The organism is Curtobacterium sp. AG1037 (assembly GCF_003349855.1).
Classification (GTDB): domain Bacteria; phylum Actinomycetota; class Actinomycetes; order Actinomycetales; family Microbacteriaceae; genus Curtobacterium; species Curtobacterium citreum.
Map to the genome: position 1 here is coordinate 134705 of NZ_QQAO01000008.1, position 21623 is coordinate 156327.

Consider the following 21623-nt stretch of genomic DNA (forward strand, 5'->3'; position numbering starts at 1 on the left):
CGGCTCGGTCGCCCGGACGGGCCGGGCGTCAGAACGAGGCGAGCAGCGCCGAGGCGGTCTGCTCCCACTTGGCGTACTCGCCCGGGTACGCGGACACCTGCACGGCCTGCGCGGCGTCGGTCAGCTGCATCGACGACCACCCGGGGACGGACAGCAGTCCGCGCGTCTTGCCGGGGTTGCCGCGGAAGAAGAGCTTCGTCGCGGCGGACGGGTCCTGCAGCGTCGCCTTGTCGCCCCAGCCCTGGCTCGGCCGCTGCTGGAACAGCCCCACCGAGTCGCGGTCGCCGTGCGACAGGTTCCGGAGGCTCGACTCCTGCAGCGCGGCGGCGAGGGCGATGACGATGCCGCGGTCCGGCACGCCCATGGTGCGGCCGACGGAGACGATCGTGGCCGCGTTGGCGCGCTGCTCGGCGGAGAGCGAGACGCCGTTGACGCTCGTCGGCCGGGACGAGGACGTCGTCGCGACGGCACCGGAGCCGGGGATCACGAGCGTCTTGCCCGCGTAGATGGTGCTCGTGTAGCTGAGGCCGTTCGCCGCCAGGAGCGCCTTGACGGACACCCCGTGCTTGACGGCGATCGCCGCGATGGTGTCTCCGGCGACGATCTTCACGCTGTTCGAGCGGGCCGACGCGGTCGAGGTCGTCGCGGCGGGCTTCGCGGCTGGGGCGGGAGCGGGCGCCGGGGTCCCGGCGCGGGGGACCGTGAGCGTCTGCCCGGGGTAGATGACCGAGCGCTGCGACAGGTTGTTCGCGCCGAGGAGCGCCGAGGTCGACACGCCGACGCGGGCCGCGATGCCCGACACGGTGTCGCCCTGCTTGACGTGGTAGCTCCCGGTCGCGGTGCTCGACGACGACGCGGCGGCGACCGGGGCCGACGCCGGCTGGGAGGTCAGGTGCAGGGTCTGCCCCGGGTGGATGATCGTGTTCCAGCCGAGGCCGTTCCGCACCAGGACCTCCTGCGCGGAGAGGCCGTAGCGGGCGGCGATGCCCGAGACGGTGTCGCCCTGCTGGACGGTGTAGTTCGTGGGCGCAGCGGTCGTCGGGGTGCGCTGCACGGCGGCCACCGTGGTCACCGTGGTCTCCGCCGGACGGGCGACGGCCGTGCCGAACACCGGGCGGTCGCCGACGTTGCGGTCCTGGTCGACGTGCCGCTTCTTCGCGGCGTCGTCGTCGTGCCGGGGCTCGGCGTGCGCGATCGGGCCCGTCAGGCCGGCGGTCACGGCGATCGTCCCCGCGAGCACGATTGGCATGGTGGCGAACCGGGCCGATCGTGCGCGGCGGGCGCCTTCGTCTGCAGCGTTGTCCACGGGACTCTCCTGATCTCGGGGCCTGATCTCGGGCCGTGCGCGCGTGTGCGAGCACTCACAGGTGACTCAACGCTGGCATGGGCTGATTCCCAAGTCAACCAGAGAGTCGGATGTGGTGTGTGTGACTCGTGTGACCAACGGGACGCGCCGAGGTGGCCGGACACTCTGGCAACATGGGGCGCGTGAGCGCTGCACCCACCGACGACACGACCCTCTCCGAGCGCTGGCTGACGGTGCCCGACCTCGTGGAACGCTTCGGCGTGACCCCGGGTCGCATCCACCGGCTCTTCGAGCAGAAGACCCTGCTGCCGGCACGGGTCGGCGGCGTGCTCCGCGTCCCGAGCGAGTTCCTCGACGGTGACGAGCCCCTGCCCGAACTCCGCGGCACCCTCGTCGTCCTCGGTGACAACGGGTTCTCCGACGACGAGGCCGTGCGCTGGATGCTCAGCGAGGAACCCGCACTCGGCACCTCGCCGATCGCGGCGCTGCGCGCCGGCCGCAAGGCCGAGGTGCGCCGCGTGGCCCAGTCACTGCTCTAGACCCCACCACTGCTCGGACGGGAGGATCGTGGCGGCGCCGCCACGATCCTCCTGTCCGTCTCGTCGTCCCCGTCTACGCGACGCGGCGGCTCACGGTGTCGGCCAGCGCGACCAGCTGGTCGCGCGCCGACGGTGTGAGCGGTGCGGCGTCGAGCGCGGCCTTCGCGCGCTGCACGTGCCGTTCGATCGAGCGCTCGACGGCCGCGACCGCGCCGGACTCGGTGAGGGTCGCCCGGAGCATCTGCACCTGGGCCTCGTCGAGGTCCGGGTCGCCGAGGAGCTCGTCGAGCAGCTGGCGCGGACCGGCCCCCAGGGTCTTCCGCGCCGAGGCGATGAGGACGGTGCGCTTGCCTTCGCGGAGGTCGTCGCCGGCCGGCTTCCCGGTGACCTCGGGGTCGCCGAACACCCCGAGCAGGTCGTCGCGCAGCTGGTAGGCCACGCCGAGCGGCAGGCCGAAGGACCGCAGGCCCTCGAGCTGCGCCTCGGTGGCACCGGCCACGAGGGCGCCGATCACGAGCGGCGCCTCGATCGAGTACTTCGCCGACTTGAAGACGATGACGCGCTGCGCCCGCACGAGGTGCTCGGACTCGTCGATCGTCGGCCAGGCGGTCTCCTCGTGCACGTCGAGGTACTGCCCCGCGGTGACGTCGAGCCGCATGGTGTGGAACTCCTGGCGCACGATGCGGGCGCGTGCCGGGTCGAGCAGCGCGAGGCCCTCGTCGAAGACCGAGTCGCTGAGCGACAGCAGCAGGTCGCCGAGGAGCAGTGCGGAGTTCGTGCCGTACAGGGCGCGGTCGCCGGCCCACCCGGACTCCGCGTGCTGGGACTCGAAGCGGCGGTGCGCGGCGGGACGCCCACGACGGGTGTCCGAGCGGTCCATGATGTCGTCGTGCACGAGGGCGGCCGCGTGGAAGACCTCGAGCGCGGCGGCGACCGTGACGACGGCCTCGGCCGTGGTCTGCCGGGAGCCCTCGGCCAGGGGGTCGAACGAGCCGGACCGCCCCGCCACGGACTGCCATCCCCAGTAGCAGAACAGCGCTCGGAAGCGCTTCCCGCCGGACAGCAGGTCGCGGGCGTACCGGTCGAACTGCTCGAGGTCGGGACTGATGGCGAGGAGCCGCTCCCGCTGCTCGTCGAGCGCCCGGTCGATCCGCGCCGAAACGAGGTCCACTAATCGCGTACTCTCAGCCACGGTCCCTACCCTAGTGGAGCGGTCGAGACATAGAATCGGTCCACTTCTGGCGACGTCGACACCCGATGCCGCCAGGCAACAGCATCCCCAGGAACAGAGGGAAACGAGATGCCACTCTCGGAGCAAGAGCAGCGACTCCTCGAGGAGATGGAGCGCAGCCTCTACCAGAACGACTCCGACTTCGTGGCGCGGGTCACGCGCCGCCAGGGTCGTCCGAGTTACACGTCCATCACGCTGGGCGTCCTCGCTGCGCTGGTCGGCGTCGCGATCGTCGTCCTCGCACTCGCCTTCAAGCAGCCGTGGCTCGGTCTGCCCGGCTTCGTCGTCATGCTCGCCGGCGTCCTGTGGGCGCTGCGGCCGGGCATGCGGATGCCGAAGTCCGGGGCGAAGGCGCCTCGGTCCGGTGGCTCCGCGAAGCCCGCGCGACCGTCCTCGTCCGGTGGCTCGTTCATGGACCGCATGAACGAGCGCTGGGACAAGCGCAACGACCCCGGGCAGCAGTAGCAGCCCCTCCACACGCCTCCACCACGACGGGGCCGGTCCTTCGGGACCGGCCCCGTCGTCGTGCGTGGGGGAGCGTGGTTTCCTGGCGCGCCTGGTGCCGATCCGCGCGTCGGAGGTCGATCCGCGCACGGGAAGCCGAACCGCGCATCGGATGCCGTTCCTCCCGGCATCCCACGCGCGGATCGGCATCCCAGGTCACCTGCGATGGGAAGGATCGCGCGCCAGGTGGGGGGAGGGCGGACGGGAGGATCGTGGCGGCACCGCCACGATCCTCCCGTCCGGCGCGCCCTTGGACCGCCATCACCCTCCAAAAGTCCTCCACTTTCCTCCACGGCGTCGAGCCGCGCCCTGATCGCCGTCGTTCCGGGGGAGTGAGCCGCGCGCCAGCTTGCCGACCCTGCCCTGGACGCCCCCATTCCGGGGGATCCGGGGAATTCACGGGGCCGCTTCCGGTTCGCGGGGAGCGAAGTGGAGTAAAGTGGGGAACACGACGGTCCGGTGGAGCGGAGGGGAGGCCCCGACGTGCTGCTCGGTACCCATGCCCCGAAGCTCGACGAGAAGGGTCGCGTGATCCTCCCCGCCAAGTTCCGGGACGAACTGTCCGGCGGGCTCGTGATGACCCGTGGGCAGGAGCGCTGCGTCGTGGTCTTCAGCGCGGACACGTTCGAGCAGCTGCACGAGCGGATCCGCACGGCGCCGATGACCTCGAAGCGCACCCGGGACTACATGCGCCTGTTCCTCTCCGGAGCGAGCGCGGAGACCCCGGACAAGCAGAACCGCGTGACGATCCCGCAGAACCTCCGCGAGTACGCGGGGCTCGAGCGGGACCTCACGGTCATCGGCAGCGGTGACCGTGCCGAGATCTGGTCGACCCCCGCGTGGGAGGCCTACTACGCCGAGGTCGAAGAGGGCTTCGCCGACAACGACGAGGAGGTGATCCCGGGGATCTTCTGATCCGCGGATCGGGACTCCCAGCCGTGGTGCCCTGACACACCTTCCCCGGTGTCAGGTCGCATGGATGGGGATCCGGGTGCGTGGCCCAGGAGTCCGAGGGGCTGCACATGGCCGACGACCAGCCGAAGTTCCCGCACACGCCGGTGATGCTCGACCGCATCGTCGAGCTCTTCGTGCCCGCCCTCGACGGCCCGGGCAAGGTCGTCGTCGACGCCACCCTCGGCATGGGCGGTCACTCCGAGGGCCTGCTCGAGCGCTTCCCGGACCTGACGCTCATCGGGCTCGACCGGGACACCGACGCGCTCGGCATCGCGGGGGAGCGGCTCGCCCGCTTCGGTGACCGCGTCCGCCTGGTGCACACGGTCTACGACGGGATCGCCGACGCGATCGCGGGCGAGGGCTTCGACGCGGTGGACGGCGTGCTGTTCGACCTCGGCGTGTCCTCGCTGCAGCTCGACCGGGCCGAGCGCGGCTTCGCGTACAGCCAGGACGCGCCACTCGACATGCGCATGGACCGGACCGGGGGGCAGACCGCCGCCGACGTCCTGGCCACGTACGACGAGGGCGAGCTGCGCCGGATCTTCCAGCGCTACGGCGAGGAGAAACTCGCCGGCCGCTACGCCCGGGCGATCGTCGCGCGGCGGGCCGAGCGTCCGTTCGAGATGTCCGGCGACCTCGTCCAGGTCCTGCACGACGCGACCCCCGTCGCCGTGCAGCGGCAGGGGCACCCCGCCAAGCGGGTCTTCCAGGCACTCCGGATCGAGGTCAACGCCGAACTGGCGGTCCTCGAGCGGGCGATCCCGGCGGCGCTCGACGCCGTCGCGGTCGGCGGTCGGATCGTCGTCGAGTCCTACCAGTCCCTCGAGGACCGGCTCGTCAAGCGGGCCCTCGTCGAGCGCACCACCTCGAGCGCCCCCGCCGGCCTGCCGGTCGAGCTGCCCGAGCACGCCCCCACCTTCTCCCTCGTCGTCAAGGGCGCGGAACTGGCCGACGAGGCCGAACGCGCCGCCAACCCCCGAGCCATCCCCGTGCGCCTGCGCGCGGCCCAGCGGATCCGGAAGTGACATGAGCACGAACCTCGCACTCGTCGACCCTGCCGTCGCCCCGCCCCGTGCGCCCCGCGGCTCCCGTCACGAGCGTCCCGAGCTCGTCGAGGTCGCCCCGACCAAGGCGCAGCGACGGGCCCGCCCCCGCATCGCCTACGCGGTGGTGGCGGTCGCGGCGCTCGGCGTGCTGCTGCTCGCGCAGCTCGGCATCAGCATGGTCCTGAGCCAGGGCGCGTACACGCTCAGCTCACTCGGGGCTGAGCAGACCGCGCTCTCCCGGACGCAGCAGTCGCTGTCCGAGGAGCTCCGGGTGCTCGACTCCCCGCAGAACCTCGCCAGGAACGCGCAGTCCCTCGGGATGATCGCGAACTCGACGCCGGTGTACCTCGACCCGAAGACCGGGCAGGTGTTCGGCACGCCGACGCCCGCCGCCCCGGACGAGGCGACGGCGAGCAGCGACAACCAGGTCCCGAACGCCCTGCTCGACCAGGTGCCGCTCGCCGCGAAGTCCGGCGACACGGCCGCCAGCAAGGAGACGGGCGGCGCAGCCGACGCATCGGCGACGAGCGCACCCTCGACGGACGCGTCCTCGACGCGCGCACCGTCGAGCGGCGACGCTGGGAAGACCACAGGGTCCAGCGCGTCGGCCGGGGCATCCTCCACCCCCGACGTAGAGTCCGACCCGAACCAGCTCCAGGCCCCCGCCACCCGGTGACCTGCGGGTCGGGACACCCTGCCGCACCATCCGGGAAGGACCGCACCGCGTGACGAAGACGATCCGCAACCGCCGACTGCGCTACGGCATCGTGATGATGGCGGTGATCGCCCTCGTGGCGGTCTTCGTGATCCGTCTCGTGGACATCCAGGTCGTGCAGGCCGCCGAGCTCAACGAGCAGTCGAAGGCCAAGCGCAGCATCCCGGTCACGATCTACGGCACCCGCGGTGACATCGTCGACCGCAACGGCGTCGAGCTCGCGGACAGTGTGAACCGCTACAACATCACGACGGCCCCGCGCCTGGTCGCACCCTTCAAGGGCAAGCTCGGCGGCACCCGTGTGAAGGACGTGTCGGTCGACGACGCCCTCCAGGCGATCGCGAAGGCGTCCGGCGGAGACGTCGCCACGATGCAGAAGAACATCGCGGCGAACCCGAAGTCGGACTTCGCGTACCTGGTCAAGGGCCTCGACGTGAAGCACTACGAGGCCGTCCGCGACCTCGAGGTGCCGTGGCTCTACCCGGAGCAGCAGTCCGCGCGCATCTACCCGACCGGTGCGACCGCCGGTGCCCTGACCGGCTTCATGGGGACCGACGGCGCCCAGGCCGGCCTCGAGTACTCCTACAACCAGTGCCTCGCGGGCACGAACGGCTCGGAGACGTACGAGCGCGGCGAGGACGGCGTCCAGCTCCCCGGCAGCACGGTGACGAAGCAGCAGGCCAAGGACGGCGGCACGCTGCAGACCACGATCGACAGCGACCTGCAGTACATGGCGCAGCAGACCATCGCGTCCGCGGCGAAGGAGCTGCAGGCCGAGTCGGCGACCGCCACGGTGACGAACGCGAAGACCGGTGAGCTCCTCGCGGTCGCGGACTACCCGACGGTGGACCCGAACGACGTCGACGCGACGAAGGACACCGGTGCCTACGGCTCCCGCGCCCTGACCGCGACGTACGAGCCCGGCTCGACCATCAAGGCGGCGATCGCCGCCGCGCTCATCAACGAGGGCAAGTCGAGCCCGACCGACCGCGCCGTCGTGCCGTACTCCCGCTCGTTCCCGTGGGGCGGACGGATCCAGGACTCGGAGTTCCACCCCACCGAGAACCTGACGCTGACCGGCATCCTGCAGAACTCGTCGAACGTCGGCATCACCGAGCTCGGTGAACGCCTGACGCAGCAGCAGCGCTACGAGTACATGAAGAAGTTCGGCCTGTTCGAGCCCGAGTCGGCGATCGAGTACCCGGGCCAGCCGTCGATGCAGTACGGCGCCACCCCCGACTGGAGCAGCCAGACGAACATCAACTCGATGTTCGGCCAGGGCATCTCGACGACCGCGATCCAGGTCGCGAGCGTCTTCCAGACCCTGGCGAACAACGGCGTCCGGATCCCGCTGCACATGGTCAAGGGCTGCCAGACGGCCGACGGCAAGATGATCGACGCGCCCGACGTGCAGGGGACGCAGGTCGTCTCGCCGGCCGCCGCGCAGCAGACGGTGAAGATGCTGCAGAGCGTCGTCACGGGTGGCACGCTCGTCGGCATGAAGCCGATCTCCGGCTACAACGTGGCCGCGAAGACCGGTACCGCCGAGGTCGCCGAGGGCTCGAAGGGCTACGGCGGGCAGCGCATCACCTCGGTGGCCGGAATGGCACCCGCCGAGGACCCCCAGTATGTTGTCACGGTGACGTTCACGAAGCCGCAGACCAACAAGTGGTCCAGCGGAGCGGCTCCGGCGTTCCGCACACTCATGTCCCAGGTGCTCGAGAAGTACCGAGTAGCCCCCTCCACGTCCGAGGCGCAGCTGTACCCGTCCACGTGGTGAGGAAGAAGGAGCACTTGTCCGCACGGATCCCCCCGGTCCTCCGACCCGAACACCCGACCCCGAGGAGCGTGGCCGAGCTCGCGAACGCGTTCGGCATGCGCGTCATGGGGACGGTCGACGCCGTCGAGACGACGGGTGTCACCCTGAGCGCCGCCGAGGTGCAGCCGGGTGACCTGTTCGTCGGCGTGCACGGAGCGAACCGGCACGGTGCGCAGTTCGCCGCCGAGGCCGCCGAGCGTGGCGCGGTGGCCGTCCTGACCGACGCCAACGGCGCCGCCCTGGCAGAGCCCTCCGGGCTGCCGGTGCTCGTGGTCGAGGACCCGCGCGCGGCCCTCGGCGACGTCTCGGCGTGGGTCTACCGCACCCACCCGGACGAGGCCACCGACCTGCCGCAGCTCTTCGCGACGACCGGCACGAACGGCAAGACGAGCACGTCCTACATCCTCGAGGGCATCCTCAAGCAGCTCGGCCTGGTCTCCGGCCTGAGCTCGACCGCCGAGCGCCACATCGGCTCGCTCAGCGTGACGAGCCGTCTGACCACGCCGGAGGCCAGCGAGATGCACGCCCTGCTCGCCCGCATGCGCGAGTTCGAGGTCCGCGCCGTGGCCGTCGAGGTCAGCGCCCAGGCCCTCAGCCGGCACCGGGTCGACGGCATCGTCTTCGACGTGGCCGGCTTCACGAACCTGTCGCACGACCACCTCGACGACTACGCCGACATGGAGGAGTACTACCAGGCGAAGCTCCCGCTGTTCCAGCCCGAGCACGCCCGCCGCGGCGTCGTCTCGCTGGACACGGACTGGGGCCACCGCGTGGTGCAGGACTCCCGCATCCCGGTGACGACCATCACGGTGCACCCCGACGTCGAGGCCGAGTGGCACGTCGACGTCACCGCCGCACACGCGGCCTACACCGAGTTCCGCCTGACCGGTCCTGAGGGCCGCGAGCTCACCACGCGTGTGCCGCTCATCGGGTGGCACATGGCGGCGAACGCGGCGCTCGCGATCGTCATGCTCGTCGAGGGCGGCTTCGAGCTCGGCGCGATCGCCCAGGCGCTCGAGTCCGGGCACCGCCGCTACCCGGACGAGACCGAGGACGGCCCCCGCGTCAGCGCGATCGAGTGCTACCTGCCCGGTCGCACCGAGCGGGTGTCCGGGCCGCACGGCCCGAGCGTCTACGTCGACTTCGGTCACTCCGCCGACGCCTTCGAGAACACCCTCGCCGCCGTCCGGCAGTTCACGCCCGGCCGTGTCCTGATGCTGTTCGGCGCCGACGGCGACCGCGACACGACGAAGCGCGGCGACATGGCGCGCGTCGCCGCCGCGGGGAGCGACATCCTCGTGATCACCGACCACCACCCGCGCTTCGAGGACGCCGCGAGCATCCGGAAGACGCTGGTCGACGCGGCGCGCGAGGCGTTCCCCGACCACGAGCTCCACGAGGTCAGCCCGCCCGAGGCGGCGATCCGCACGGCCGTCGGCCTGGTCGGCGAGGGCGACTCGATCCTGTGGGCCGGTCCCGGTCACCAGGACTACCGCGACATCCAGGGCGTCCGCACGCCCTACTCGGCCCGCGACGAAGCGCGTCAGGCGCTCCGCGAGGCCGGATGGGAGCCCAACAGCGGCCCGGCGGAGGAGATCCGATGATCGCCGTGACCCTCGCCGAGATCGCTGCCGCGATCGGCGGCGAGCTCGTCAGCGGCGCCCCGGAGCAGGTCGTCGACGGGTCCGTGCAGACGGACTCGCGGCTCGTCGGCCCCGGCAGCGTGTTCTTCGCCCTGCTCGGCGAGGAGACCGACGGCCACCGCTTCGTCCCGGCCGCCGCCGAGGCCGGTGCGGCGCTCGTCGTCACCGAGCGCGTGGTCGACCTGCCCGAGGGCTCCGCCACCGCGCAGGTCGTCGTGTCCGACGGGTACGCCGCCCTCGCCGCGCTCGCGCACGAGGTCGTCGCCCGCGTCCGGGCATCGACCGCGGACCGCGTGGACGCCGACGGGCGCCCGGCACCGCTGCGCGTCGTCGGCATCACCGGGTCGAACGGCAAGACGAGCACGAAGAACATGCTCCGCACGATCCTCGCCACCCAGGGCGAGACGGTCGCGCCGCAGGGCTCGTTCAACAACCACGTCGGCGCCCCGATCTCGATGCTCGGGATCACGCACGACACCCGGTTCCTGGTCGTCGAGATGGGCGCGAGCGGCAAGGGCCACATCGCCAAGCTCGTCTCGATCGCCGAGCCGGACGTCGGCGTCGTCCTCAAGGTCGGACTCGCGCACGCCGGCGAGTTCGGCGGGATCGAGGCCACGCAGCGCGCGAAGTCGGAGATGGTCACCGACCTCCCCGCGACCGCCACAGCCCTGCTGAACGTCGACGACGACCGCGTCGCGTCGATGCGCGGCCTCACGGCCGCCCACGTCGTCGGGTTCGGCACGTCGGAGACGGCCGACTATCGCATCACCGGCATCGAGACGGACCGCAGCGGCACACGCTTCACCCTCACCGCGCCTCCCGTGAGCGGTGGCGACAGCCGTCCCGCCGGGACGGAGCAGGTCGACGTCCGGCTCGCCATCCTGGGTGAGCACCACGCGATGAACGCGTCCGCCGCGCTCACGGTCGCCCACCTGTGGGGCGTGCCGCTCGCGGACGGCGCCGCTGCGCTCGCGTCGATGACGCGCGCCGAGCGCTGGCGCATGGAGCTCCTGCAGGGCGGCCCCGAGGGCGTCACCGTGATCAACGACGCGTACAACGCGTCGCCGGACTCGACCGCCGCGGCGCTGCGCACCCTCGCGCAGATCGTCCGACCGGGGGAGCGGTCCGTCGCCGTGCTCGGCGAGATGGCCGAGCTCGGGGAGTTCTCGACGGAGGAGCACGACCGCATCGGCCGGCTCGTCGTCCGTCTCGGCATCGGACAGCTCGTGGTCGTCGGCCGCGGTGCGATGGCCATCCACCAGGCCGCCACCCTCGAGGGATCGTGGGACGGCGAGTCCGTGTTCATCGAGGACGTCGACGACGCCGTCCACACCCTGCAGGAGATGGTGCGCCCCGGCGACGTCGTCCTCGTCAAGTCCTCGAAGTCCGCCGAACTGCGATTCCTCGGCGACCGCCTCGGAGGTGTCCCCGAATGATCGCACTCCTGATCGCCGGCGCCGTCGCGCTGGTGTTCACACTGCTGACCACGCCGCTGTTCATCAAGCTGTTCCACCGCCTCGGCTGGGGACAGTTCATCCGCGACGACGGTCCGCAGTCGCACCACACCAAGCGCGGCACGGCGACCATGGGCGGCATCGTCCTCATCATCGGCGCGGTGCTCGGGTACTTCGTCGGACACCTCGTCGGCCGTGATTCGGTGACGCTGTCCGGCCTCCTCGTGCTGTTCCTCATGGTCGGACTCGGCTTCGTCGGCTTCATCGACGACTTCCTCAAGGTCCGGCGGCAGCGGAGCCTCGGGCTCGGCGGCTGGGCGAAGGTCCTCGGGCAGGTGATCGTCGGCGTCGTGTTCGCGACGATCGCGCTCGTGGTGCCGACCGGCAACGGCAAGCCTCCGGCGTCGACCATGATCTCGGCGATCCGGGACGTGCCGTGGCTCGACTTCATGGCACTCGGCACCGTGATCGGCACCGTGCTGTTCCTCGCGTGGATCGTGCTGCTCACGGTCTCGACGTCGAACGGCGTGAACGTGGCGGACGGCCTCGACGGCCTGGCGACCGGTTCGAGCATCCTCGCGATCGGCTCGTACGTCATCATCGGCTTCTGGCAGTCGAACCAGATCTGCGGCGGTGTCCGGCTCGACGCCTCGACGGAGCACGCCTGCTACAGCACCTCGGACCCGCTCGACCTCGCGGTCGTCGCGGCCGCCGTGTGCGGTGGGCTGATCGGCTTCCTCTGGTACAACACGTCGCCCGCGCAGATCTTCCTCGGCGACACCGGCTCGCTCGGCCTCGGCGGTGCCCTGGCCGGTCTCGCGATCCTCAGCCGTACCGAGCTCCTGCTGATCCTGATCGGCGGCCTGTTCTTCATCGTCACCGGGTCGGTCATCCTGCAGCGCGCGTACTTCAAGATCACCCACGGCAAGCGGATCTTCCGGATGAGTCCGCTGCACCACCACTTCGAGTTGAAGGGGTGGGCCGAGGTGACCGTCGTCGTCCGGTTCTGGATCATCGCGGGGCTCTGCGTCGCGGCCGGGGTCGGGCTCTTCTACCTGGAGTGGATCGCGCGTGTCGGCTGAACGCCTGGACGGACTCGACAGCTGGTACGCCGAGGGTTGGAAGGGGCTGCGGGTCGCCGTCCTCGGCCTCGGCGCCACCGGGTTCTCGGTCGCCGACACCCTCGTCGAGCTCGGCAGCGCCGTCACGGTGTACGCGCCGGACGGCCCCGCCGACACGGTCGAGCTGCTCGACGTGATCGGCGCCGGGTTCGAACGCACCGCGCTCGACACCGTGCCCGCAGCGCTCGAGCAGCAGGCACCGGACCTGGTCGTCGTCTCGCCCGGTCTGCCGCCGCACAACGCCTCCGTCCGCTGGGCCGTCGAGCACAGCACCGTCTGGGGCGACGTCGAGCTCGCCTGGCGCGTGCGCGACAAGGTCGTCCGCGGACCGATCGCGGCGCCGTGGGTGACCATCACCGGCACGAACGGCAAGACCACCACCACGCAGCTGACGACGGCGATGTTCGCCGCCGCCGGGCTCCGGGCGGTCGCCTGCGGGAACATCGGCGTGCCGGTGCTCGACGTGGTCCGCGACCCCGAGGGCTTCGACGTGCTCGTGGTCGAGCTGTCGAGCCACCAGCTGCACTACATGCCGACCACCGGCGACGGCGCCGTCGTCCCGCTCGCCAGCGCGTGCCTGAACATCGCCGACGACCACCTCGAGTGGCACGGCTCGGCCGAGGCCTACCGCGCCGCCAAGGCCAAGGTGTACGAGCGCTCGGTGATGGCGTGCGTCTACAACACCTCCGACGACGCCACGCGGCGCATGGTCGAGGGCGCTGACGTCGTCGAGGGCTGCCGCGCCGTCGGCTTCACCCCGGGGGTGCCGGCGCCCGGCGACGTCGGGATCGTCGACGACGTGCTCTGCGACCGCGCCTTCACCGAGGACCGGCGGAACAGCGCACTCGAGCTCGCGACCCTGGCCGACCTCGAGCAGGCCGGGCTGGCGAGCCCGCACATGACGATGAACGTCCTGGCCGCGGCGGCTCTCGCCCGCGCCGCCTCGGTCGAGCCCGCGCACATCCGGGCCGCCGTGCAGGGCTTCCGTGCCGACCACCACCGCACCGAGCACGTGGCGACCGCCGACGGCGTCGCGTGGGTGGACGACTCCAAGGCCACGAACCCGCACGCGGCGACGGCCTCGCTGGCGTCGTTCGACACCGTGGTGTGGATCGTCGGCGGCCTGTTCAAGGGCGTCGACGTCGACGGGCTCGTCGAGCGCTTCGGTCCCGGTGTGCGCGCGGTCGTCGTGATCGGCACCGACCGGACGCCCGTGCTCGAGGCATTCGCGCGACACGCGCCCGGGGTCCCGGTCCTCCAGGTCGAGGCGACGGACACTGAGCAGGTCATGCCCGAGGCGGTCCGGCATGCCGCCTCGGTCGCACGACCGGGCGACACGGTCCTCCTCGCCCCGGCCGCCGCGTCGTTCGACCAGTTCGGGTCGTACGCGGACCGGGGGCAACGATTCGCGGCGGCGGTCCACGAGCACCTGGGAGGCACAGCCGATGGCGACCACGGATCTCCCGAGCAGCCGTAGCGGGCGTCCCGGCAGCAGCGCTGGACGCGGCGCGAGCGGGACTGCTCTCCGCCGTCCGCACGGTGCGGTCGTCGCGGTGAAGAACGTCTTCGTCGCCGAGTCGAGCACGTTCTACACGATCCTCGGCGTCACGCTGTTCCTGGTCGTCTTCGGCGTCGTGATGGTGCTGTCGTCGTCGAGCGTCGAGCAGTACGCCAAGACGCACGACTTCTTCGGTGCGGCGTCGCGCCAGGGTCTCTACGCCGTCCTCGGAGTGCCGCTCATGCTCGTCGCGAGCCGCATCCCGGCGCGGGTCTGGCGGAAGTGGGCGATGCGCTTCTTCGGCGCGGCCCTCGCGCTGCAGCTGCTCGTCTACACACCGCTCGGCATCGAGGTGCAGGGCAACCGGAACTGGGTCGGGTTCGGCTCCTTCACGGCGCAGCCGTCCGAGGCGATCAAGCTCGCCCTCGCGCTCGGCATCGGCGCGATCATGTACGTCAAGCGCGACAAGCTCGACGACTGGAAGGAGATCTTCGTCCCGGTCGGCATCGCCACGGTGCTGCCGCTCGGCATGGTGCTCCTCGGCGGCGACCAGGGCACGGCGATGATCATGCTCATCCTCGTGCTCGGCGCGCTGTACATCGGCGGTGCCCGGGCGCGGCACCTGCTCGTGATCCTCGGGTCGATCGCGGTCGTGCTGCCGTTCGTCACGATGTCCTCAGCGTCCCGCCAGGTCCGCATCAGTGCGTGGCTGTCCGGGTGCACCGACTCGAACCAGTACCAGGACCTCTGCTGGCAGCCCGTCCACGGCATGTGGGCGCTCGCGTCCGGCGGCGTGTTCGGCGTCGGGCTCGGCAACTCCAAGGCGAAGTGGTCGTGGCTGCCCGAGGCGGACAACGACTACATCTTCGCGATCATCGGCGAGGAGCTCGGGCTCGTCGGCGCCGTCGTCGTGCTGGCGCTGTTCATCGTCCTCGCGGTGAGCATGATCAAGGTGATCCGGCAGTCGGACGACCCGTTCGTCAAGACCGTGACCGGCGCGATCATGGCCTGGATCATCGGGCAGGCGCTCGTCAACATCGCCGTCGTGCTCGGGCTGCTGCCGGTGCTCGGCGTGCCCCTCCCACTCATCTCCGCCGGTGGGTCCGCGCTCATCATGACGCTCATCGCCATCGGCGTCGTGCTGTCCTTCGCGCGCGACCTCCCCGGCCGCCGCACCGACACCGGCCTCGACCCGAGGACCTTCGGCGCGGGCGGCACCGCACCACAGAACGGACGGCTCCGGTGAGCACCTACCTCTTCGCCGGCGGCGGGACCGCCGGGCACGTGAACCCGCTGCTCGCGGTCGCCGACCGGCTGACCGAGCGTGACCCGGACGCCCGCGTCCTCGTCCTCGGCACGGCGGAGGGCCTCGAGGCCCGGCTCGTCCCGATGCGCGGTTACGAGCTGCTGACGATCCCGCGCCTGCCGTTCCCGCGGAAGCTGAACGGCGCCGCACTCCGGTTCCCCGGCCGCTTCCTGGCCGCCGTCCGTCGGACCGAGCAGCTCATCCGCGAGCACGACGTCGAGGTCGTCCTCGGCGTCGGGGGCTACGCGGCCGCGCCGGCGTACATCGCCGCGAAGCGGACCGGCACCCCGATCGTCGTGCACGAGCAGAACGCCAAGCCCGGGCTCGCGAACCGGCTCGCGGCGTTCCTGACGAAGCACGTCGGCCTGACCTTCTCGAACACCCGACTCCGGCACGGCCGCGTGGTGGGCATGCCGCTCCGCCGCGAGATCGAGACGCTCGACCGCCGGGTGTCCCGTGCCGAGGGCCTCGCCGAGTTCGGGCTCGACCCGGACCGCCCGGTGCTGCTCGTGACCGGCGGGTCCTCGGGCGCACGCAGCATCAACCGCACCGTGAACCGCGCGGCGGCGACGATCGTCGGCGCCGGGTGGCAGGTGCTGCACGTCGTCGGTGGCAAGTCGGACATCGGCCCGAGCGACCTCGACGGCTACCACGTGCTGCCGTACTGCGACCGGATGGACCTGGCGTACGCGGCGTCCGACTTCGTGGTGTCCCGCTCGGGCGCCGGCATGGTGTGCGAGCTCACGGCCGTTGGGCTGCCGAGCGTCCTGGTGCCCTACCCGGTCGGCAACGGCGAGCAGCGGCACAACGCCAAGGACGTCGTCGACGCCGGGGGAGCGGTGCTCGTGGCGGACGGGGAATTCGACGAGCAGTGGGTGACGTTCCACCTGCTCGGCATCCTGCAGGACCGCGCCCGGATCGCGGACATGGCCGTCCGGGCCGGCAGCGTCGGACACCGCGACGGCGCCGACCGGATGACCGAGCTCGTCCGCGACGCGGCTGCAGCCCCGAGCACGACCAGCACCACGGAGGAACGATGACCATCAAGCCGGACCTGACCCAGCCGATCCCGGACGACCTCGGCACGGTCCACTTCGTCGGCATCGGCGGCTCCGGCATGAGCGGCATCGCCCGCATGTTCCTCGCCGCGGGGCACCGCGTGACCGGCAGCGACTCCCGCGAGACCGCGACCACGGCCACGATGCGCGACCTCGGTGCCGAGGTGCACATCGGCCACGACGCGGCGAACGTCGGCGCGGCGGACACGATCGTCGTGACCAGCGCCCTCTGGCCGGACAACCCCGAGCTGCTCGAGGCGCAGCGCCGTGGTCTGCCGGTCCTGCACCGGTCCCAGGCCCTCGCCGCGCTCATCGCCGAGCACCGCCTCGTCGCGGTCGCCGGCGCCCACGGCAAGACCACCTCCACGGGCATGATCGTCACGGCGATGGTCGAGCTCGGCCTGGACCCGAGCTTCGTCAACGGCGGGGTCATCCAGTCCCTCGGCACGAGCTCCGCCCCCGGCAGCAGCGACCTGTTCGTGGTCGAGGCCGACGAGTCCGACGGTTCCTTCCTGCTCTACGACGTCGCGGTCGCGCTGATCACGAACGTCGACGCGGACCACCTCGACCACTACGGCAGCGAGGAGGCGTTCATCGACGCGTTCGTCGAGTTCGCCGGCAAGGCGAGCGAGCGCATCGTCGTGTCGAGCGACGACGCCGGGGCGCAGCGCGTCACCGCGGGGGTCCGTGCACGCGAGCACGCGCCCGAGATCGTCACCTTCGGCGAGGCCGCCGACGCCGACGTCCGGATCGACCGCATCGTCGAGGCCGCGAGCGTCGAGGTCGACTTCACCGCGGGCGGTGCGTCGCACCACCTGACGCTGCGCGTCCCGGGCCGCCACAACGCGGTGAACGCGGTCGGCGCCTTCGCCGTGCTCACCGGGCTCGGCGTCGAGCGGACGGACGCGATCCGGGGCATCGAGGCGTTCGGCGGGACCGAGCGCCGTTTCGAGCTGCACGGCGTCGAGCGCGGCGTGTCGGTCTACGACGACTACGCGCACCACCCGACCGAGGTCGCGGCCGCCCTCCGCGCGGCCCGCAACGTGGTCGGCGACGGCCGGATCATCGCGATCCACCAGCCGCACCTGTACTCGCGCACCCGGCTGATGGCCGGCGACTTCGCGAAGGTCTACGAGGAGCTCGCCGACCACACGGTGGTGCTCGACGTCTACGGCGCGCGCGAGGACCCGGAGCCCGGCGTCACCGGCGCCCTGGTCCAGGAGCGCTTCGCGGACCAGTCACGCGTCGAGTTCCTGCCGGACTGGGACGAGGCCTCGGCCCGCGCGGCCGCCGTCGCGCGCGACGGCGACATCATCATGACCCTGAGCTGCGGCGACGTGTACCGCATCATCCCGCAGGTGCTCGGCGCCCTGCGCCAGGACGAGGACACCCCGGCGCGATGAAGCGGCCGGAGGGCTTCGACGACCGACCGGACGAGCCGGCCGGTCCGGCCGAGGGCGCGTCGGCTCCCCGGCAGCGTCGTGGTCCCCGGCAGCGCCCTGTTCCTTGGTCGGCGCGCCGTCCGTCCCGTCCGGTCGCCGACGCGGGTGCTCCGGACGACGGCCTGGAGGCACGCCCCGCGCCCGACGCGCCCGTGACGGACGACGAGACGGCCGGTCCCGCCGACGACCGCACGGCCGACCGCACGGCCCTACCCTCCAACCGGGAGCGCGCGGGTGCGCTCGCGGGTGCCGCCGGACGGCGGCTCGGCGCCGGCTTCTCGTCGGTGGCCGAGCAGCTCCGCGGCTACTCACCGGACGAAGAGCACCCGAGCGCGTCGCGTCGGACCGCCGAGCGCGACCACGTCGCGACCGTGACCGACGTGCTCGACGTGCACCGTGCCTCCCGGTCGACCGACCCGGAGGCGGACGGCCACGACACCCGGGACGACCACGGCGACGCGCCGATCGGTGCCGGTGTCCGCGCTGCGGAGACCGCGCGTGAGGCGCGCGTCGCGAAGCGGCGCCGGCGCTTGCTCGAGCGGGCCGAGGTCCGACGGTTCACCCGTCGCGCCCGCCACCGCCGAGCGGCCTGGATCACGGCGGGCGTGGTGGTCGTGGTCTTCGGCGCATCGCTCCTGGTGGCGGTCTACTCGCCGCTCATGGCGCTGCAGACCATCGAGGTCAAGGGCACGAACCGGGTCGACGACGCCGCGCTCCGGCAGGCGCTGTCCGACCAGGTCGGCACCCCGCTCGCGCGGCTCGACTTCGACGAGGTGAAGCGCGACATCGCGAGCTTCCCGCTCATCGAGAGCTACGTGACGGAAGAGGTGCCGCCGCACACGCTCGTCGTCACCGTCACCGAGCGGACGCCGGTCGTCGCGGTGCAGTCGGGCGACGCGTTCGACCTCGTGGACCCCGCGGGCATCGTCGTGCAGTCCTCGCCCTCGCGTCCGGACGGCATGCCGCTCGCCGACGTCGCCCGTGCGAAGCTCGGCTCGCCGGTGTTCCGCACGATGACCGAGGTCGTCCTCGCGCTGCCGTCGACCGTGCGGGCGCAGGTCACCGACGTCGCCGCCTCGACCGCCGACGACGTGACGCTCACCCTGCAGGGCGGGTCGACGGTGGTGTGGGGGAGTCCCGAGGACTCGAGCGCCAAGGCGGCCCTGCTCGCCGCGCTCGTCAAGGACCACGAGGCCCGCAGCCCCGGCTCGGTCGTCGAGTACGACGTGTCGGCGCCGGACAACGGCATCGTCCGCGCGAAGTCCTGACCACGGGGCCGGGCGGTGCGTCGGTCGACCGGCGATGTCGAGGCGGAATCGCGCGACACGCGGCGTGGCGGGGCGACAGTGCGCGGAGCGCACCCGTAGCGTCGTCGGGAGTACCACATCTACCAGCATTGCCCCTGAACTTCAAGTAGAGGTTGAGGGTTCAACCGGAGGCCCGACTGACGTGACCACGAACCACAACTACCTCGCCGTCATCAAGGTCGTCGGTGTCGGCGGCGGCGGCGTGAACGCCGTGAACCGCATGATCGAGCTCGGCCTCCGCGGCGTCGAGTTCATCGCGATCAACACCGACGCGCAGGCACTGCTGCTGAGCGACGCCGACGTCAAGCTCGACGTGGGCCGCGAGATCACCCGTGGTCTCGGCGCCGGCGCGGACCCCGAGGTCGGCCGTCGCGCCGCCGAGGACCACGCCGAGGAGATCGAGGAGGCCCTCGCGGGTGCCGACATGGTCTTCGTCACCGCGGGCGAGGGTGGCGGCACCGGCACGGGTGGTGCGCCCGTCGTCGCGCGCATCGCGAAGTCGATCGGTGCGCTCACCATCGGTGTCGTCACGAAGCCGTTCAGCTTCGAGGGCAAGCGCCGCCAGTCCCAGGCCGAGAACGGCGTCGCGGGCCTCAAGGACGAGGTCGACACCCTCATCGTCGTGCCGAACGACCGCCTGCTCGAGATCTCCGACCGCGGCATCTCGATGGTCGAGGCGTTCGCGACCGCCGACCAGGTGCTCCTCGCCGGCGTGCAGGGCATCACGGACCTCATTACGACCCCGGGTCTGATCAACCTCGACTTCGCCGACGTCAAGTCGGTCATGCAGGGTGCCGGCTCGGCGCTCATGGGCATCGGCTCGTCCCGCGGGGCGGACCGGGCGATCAAGGCGGCCGAGCTCGCCGTGGCGTCCCCGCTGCTCGAGGCCTCGATCGACGGTGCGCACGGCGTGCTGCTCTCGATCCAGGGCGGCTCGAACCTCGGCATCTTCGAGATCAACGACGCCGCGCGCCTGGTGCAGGAGGCGGTCCACCCCGAGGCGAACATCATCTTCGGTGCGGTCATCGACGACACCCTCGGCGACGAGGTCCGCGTGACGGTCATCGCCGCCGGGTTCGACGGTGGCGAGCCGAGCACGCAGCAGAAGGAGCGTCGCTCGAGCTGGGTCGACCCGGAGTCGGGCGCCGCGTCGTCCGCCGCCGGTGCGACCGGTTCGGTGGAGGACACCGCGACCACGAGCCCGTCCTGGGCGTCGCAGCAGCACGAGGCCCCCGCGCAGCGCGCGGCCGACCCGGCCTTCGACGGCGACGACGAGCTCGACGTCCCCGACTTCCTGAAGTAAGCCGTCCTTGGTAGCCGACACGCGCCTCCCGTCCGCCTCGTCACCCGACGACGGACCGGAGGCGCGTCTCGCGTCCGTACGGTCCGGGATCGCGGACGCGGCCCGCGCCGCGGGTCGGAGCGTCGACGAGCTGACGCTCGTCGTCGTGACGAAGTACCACCCGGCGTCGCTCGTCCGCGAGCTCGCCGCCCTCGGTGTCACGGACGTGGGGGAGAACCGCCACCAGGAGGCGCAGGCCAAGGCCGCCGAGCTGGCCGACCTCGACCTGACCTGGCACTTCGTCGGGCAGCTCCAGTCGAAGAAGGCCCGCCAAGTGCGCCGGTACGCCGACGTGGTGCAGTCGCTCGACCGCGACTCGGTGGTGGACGCCTTCGCGCCGACCGAGGCCGAGCCGGACCCGCGGGTGGTCGACGGCTTCGTGCAGGTCAACCTCACCGACGACCCCGGTCGTGGTGGGGTGCAGCCGGACGACGTGGAGGCGATGGTGACCCGCGTGCTCGACACCGGGACCATCCGACTCCGCGGCGTGATGGCCGTCGCACCGCTCGACGAGGAGCCCCGACGGGCCTTCGCCCGGCTCCGCACGATCTCGGAGCGCGTGGTCTCGCTCGCGCCCGACGCAACGGACGTGTCCGCCGGCATGAGCGGTGACTACGCCGACGCGATCGCCGAGGGCGCGACACACCTCCGGATCGGGACCGCAATCACGGGAAACCGGCCCACCGCGCCCTAGCCTCGTCCCAGGGCATCCACGAGCACGAACTCCGGAGGAACCATGGCCAACCCGCTCAAGAAGACGATGGTCTACCTCGGCCTCGCCGACGAGGAACTGTACGAGGACGAGCAGCAGCAGCCGGCGCCCGCCCAGGCGCGCCAGCAGGCCGCTCCGGCCCCCACCGCGGTCCCCGCCGCTGCTCCCGTGCAGGAGGCCCCCGTCGCGGCCGCCCCCGCCGCGGTGCCCGCGGAGCCCAAGACGCACACCCACCAGCGCGGCGCGCAGGTCACCCCGCTCCGGCGCGCGCACACGACCGCACAGAAGGCGACCCCGGTCCAGGAAATGAACGAGATCCTCACCGTCCACCCGCGCGAGTACAAGGACGCCCAGTCCATCGCCGAGAGCTTCCGAGACGGCATCCCCGTCATCATCAACCTCTCGCAGATGACCGAGTCCGACGCCCGCCGCATGATCGACTTCGCCTCGGGGCTGTCGCTCGGGCTGTACGGCAAGATCGAGCGCGTCACCAACAAGGTCTTCCTGCTGTCGCCGGCGCACGTCGCGGTGAGCGGTGAGCCCGCTGAGGTAGAGTCCGACATCGAGGCGTCCTTCTTCGCCCAGTCCTGAGCCGGACCCCGGCCCAGTAGCCCCTGTGCGGTGAT

The 21623-nt window shown here is 71.7% G+C and carries 19 protein-coding genes; 17 read left to right on the forward strand and 2 right to left on the reverse strand.

The window, feature by feature from the left end:
- Positions 1–28: 28 nt before the first annotated feature.
- A complete protein-coding gene (locus tag DEU32_RS12630) occupies positions 29–1249 on the reverse strand; it encodes a LysM peptidoglycan-binding domain-containing protein (RefSeq protein ID WP_114850862.1) in 1221 nt (406 codons plus the stop codon).
- Positions 1250–1479: 230 nt separating this feature from the next.
- Here DEU32_RS12630 and DEU32_RS12635 point away from each other — a divergent pair, with 230 nt between their 5' ends.
- The gene (locus DEU32_RS12635; protein WP_114850863.1) at positions 1480–1845 is read left to right on the forward strand and encodes an Rv2175c family DNA-binding protein; all 366 of its coding nucleotides are present in this window, start codon (positions 1480–1482) and stop codon (positions 1843–1845) included.
- A gap of 73 nt (positions 1846–1918) precedes the next feature.
- On the opposite strand, the gene DEU32_RS12640 is transcribed toward DEU32_RS12635, so the two are convergent.
- Complete coding sequence (locus DEU32_RS12640) at positions 1919–3037, reverse strand: polyprenyl synthetase family protein (protein ID WP_058742394.1); 1119 nt, start codon at positions 3035–3037, stop codon at positions 1919–1921.
- A gap of 108 nt (positions 3038–3145) precedes the next feature.
- Here DEU32_RS12640 and DEU32_RS12645 point away from each other — a divergent pair, with 108 nt between their 5' ends.
- The 16 genes from DEU32_RS12645 (at position 3146) to DEU32_RS12720 (ending at position 21588) form a co-directional block, all read left to right on the forward strand.
- Entirely contained in the window at positions 3146–3541 is a 396-nt protein-coding gene (locus DEU32_RS12645; RefSeq protein WP_058742393.1) for a DUF3040 domain-containing protein, read from the forward strand.
- Between the two features lie 522 nt (positions 3542–4063).
- Positions 4064–4495, forward strand: coding sequence for a division/cell wall cluster transcriptional repressor MraZ (gene mraZ, locus DEU32_RS12650; RefSeq protein WP_058729729.1), 432 nt, complete (start codon positions 4064–4066; stop codon positions 4493–4495).
- A 107-nt stretch (positions 4496–4602) separates the two neighbouring features.
- On the forward strand, positions 4603–5559 hold the full coding sequence (gene rsmH / locus DEU32_RS12655) for a 16S rRNA (cytosine(1402)-N(4))-methyltransferase RsmH (RefSeq protein WP_114850889.1): 957 nt from the start codon (positions 4603–4605) through the stop codon (positions 5557–5559).
- Between the two features lies 1 nt (position 5560).
- Entirely contained in the window at positions 5561–6256 is a 696-nt protein-coding gene (locus DEU32_RS12660; RefSeq protein WP_114850864.1) for a hypothetical protein, read from the forward strand.
- 49 nt (positions 6257–6305) lie between these two features.
- Positions 6306–8075 (forward strand): penicillin-binding protein 2, encoded by a 1770-nt coding sequence (locus DEU32_RS12665; RefSeq protein WP_114850865.1) that lies wholly within the window; start codon positions 6306–6308, stop codon positions 8073–8075.
- Between the two features lie 14 nt (positions 8076–8089).
- Positions 8090–9718, forward strand: a complete 1629-nt coding sequence (locus DEU32_RS12670) for a Mur ligase family protein (protein WP_114850890.1) — start codon at positions 8090–8092, stop codon at positions 9716–9718.
- Entirely contained in the window at positions 9715–11193 is a 1479-nt protein-coding gene (gene murF / locus DEU32_RS12675; protein ID WP_114850866.1) for a UDP-N-acetylmuramoyl-tripeptide--D-alanyl-D-alanine ligase, read from the forward strand. The genes DEU32_RS12670 and murF overlap by 4 nt, the downstream gene beginning before the upstream one ends.
- The gene (mraY, locus tag DEU32_RS12680) at positions 11190–12293 is read left to right on the forward strand and encodes a phospho-N-acetylmuramoyl-pentapeptide-transferase (protein WP_058742388.1); all 1104 of its coding nucleotides are present in this window, start codon (positions 11190–11192) and stop codon (positions 12291–12293) included. The genes murF and mraY overlap by 4 nt, the downstream gene beginning before the upstream one ends.
- Entirely contained in the window at positions 12283–13809 is a 1527-nt protein-coding gene (gene murD, locus DEU32_RS12685; RefSeq protein ID WP_114850867.1) for a UDP-N-acetylmuramoyl-L-alanine--D-glutamate ligase, read from the forward strand. The genes mraY and murD overlap by 11 nt, the downstream gene beginning before the upstream one ends.
- A gap of 76 nt (positions 13810–13885) precedes the next feature.
- Positions 13886–15076, forward strand: a complete 1191-nt coding sequence (gene ftsW / locus DEU32_RS12690) for a putative lipid II flippase FtsW (protein ID WP_229666894.1) — start codon at positions 13886–13888, stop codon at positions 15074–15076.
- Entirely contained in the window at positions 15073–16176 is a 1104-nt protein-coding gene (gene murG / locus DEU32_RS12695; RefSeq protein WP_114850869.1) for an undecaprenyldiphospho-muramoylpentapeptide beta-N-acetylglucosaminyltransferase, read from the forward strand. Before ftsW ends, murG begins: the two co-directional genes overlap by 4 nt.
- Entirely contained in the window at positions 16173–17597 is a 1425-nt protein-coding gene (gene murC / locus DEU32_RS12700) for a UDP-N-acetylmuramate--L-alanine ligase (RefSeq protein ID WP_114850870.1), read from the forward strand. Before murG ends, murC begins: the two co-directional genes overlap by 4 nt.
- Positions 17594–18904, forward strand: a complete 1311-nt coding sequence (locus tag DEU32_RS12705; RefSeq protein ID WP_114850871.1) for an FtsQ-type POTRA domain-containing protein — start codon at positions 17594–17596, stop codon at positions 18902–18904. Before murC ends, DEU32_RS12705 begins: the two co-directional genes overlap by 4 nt.
- A gap of 181 nt (positions 18905–19085) precedes the next feature.
- Positions 19086–20246 carry a cell division protein FtsZ gene (gene ftsZ, locus DEU32_RS12710; RefSeq protein ID WP_114850872.1) on the forward strand — a complete coding sequence of 387 codons (1161 nt, stop codon included), beginning with the start codon at positions 19086–19088 and terminating at the stop codon, positions 20244–20246.
- 7 nt (positions 20247–20253) lie between these two features.
- Positions 20254–20979 carry a YggS family pyridoxal phosphate-dependent enzyme gene (locus DEU32_RS12715; protein WP_114850873.1) on the forward strand — a complete coding sequence of 242 codons (726 nt, stop codon included), beginning with the start codon at positions 20254–20256 and terminating at the stop codon, positions 20977–20979.
- Between the two features lie 42 nt (positions 20980–21021).
- Complete coding sequence (locus DEU32_RS12720) at positions 21022–21588, forward strand: cell division protein SepF (RefSeq protein WP_114850874.1); 567 nt, start codon at positions 21022–21024, stop codon at positions 21586–21588.
- Positions 21589–21623 lie beyond the last annotated feature (35 nt).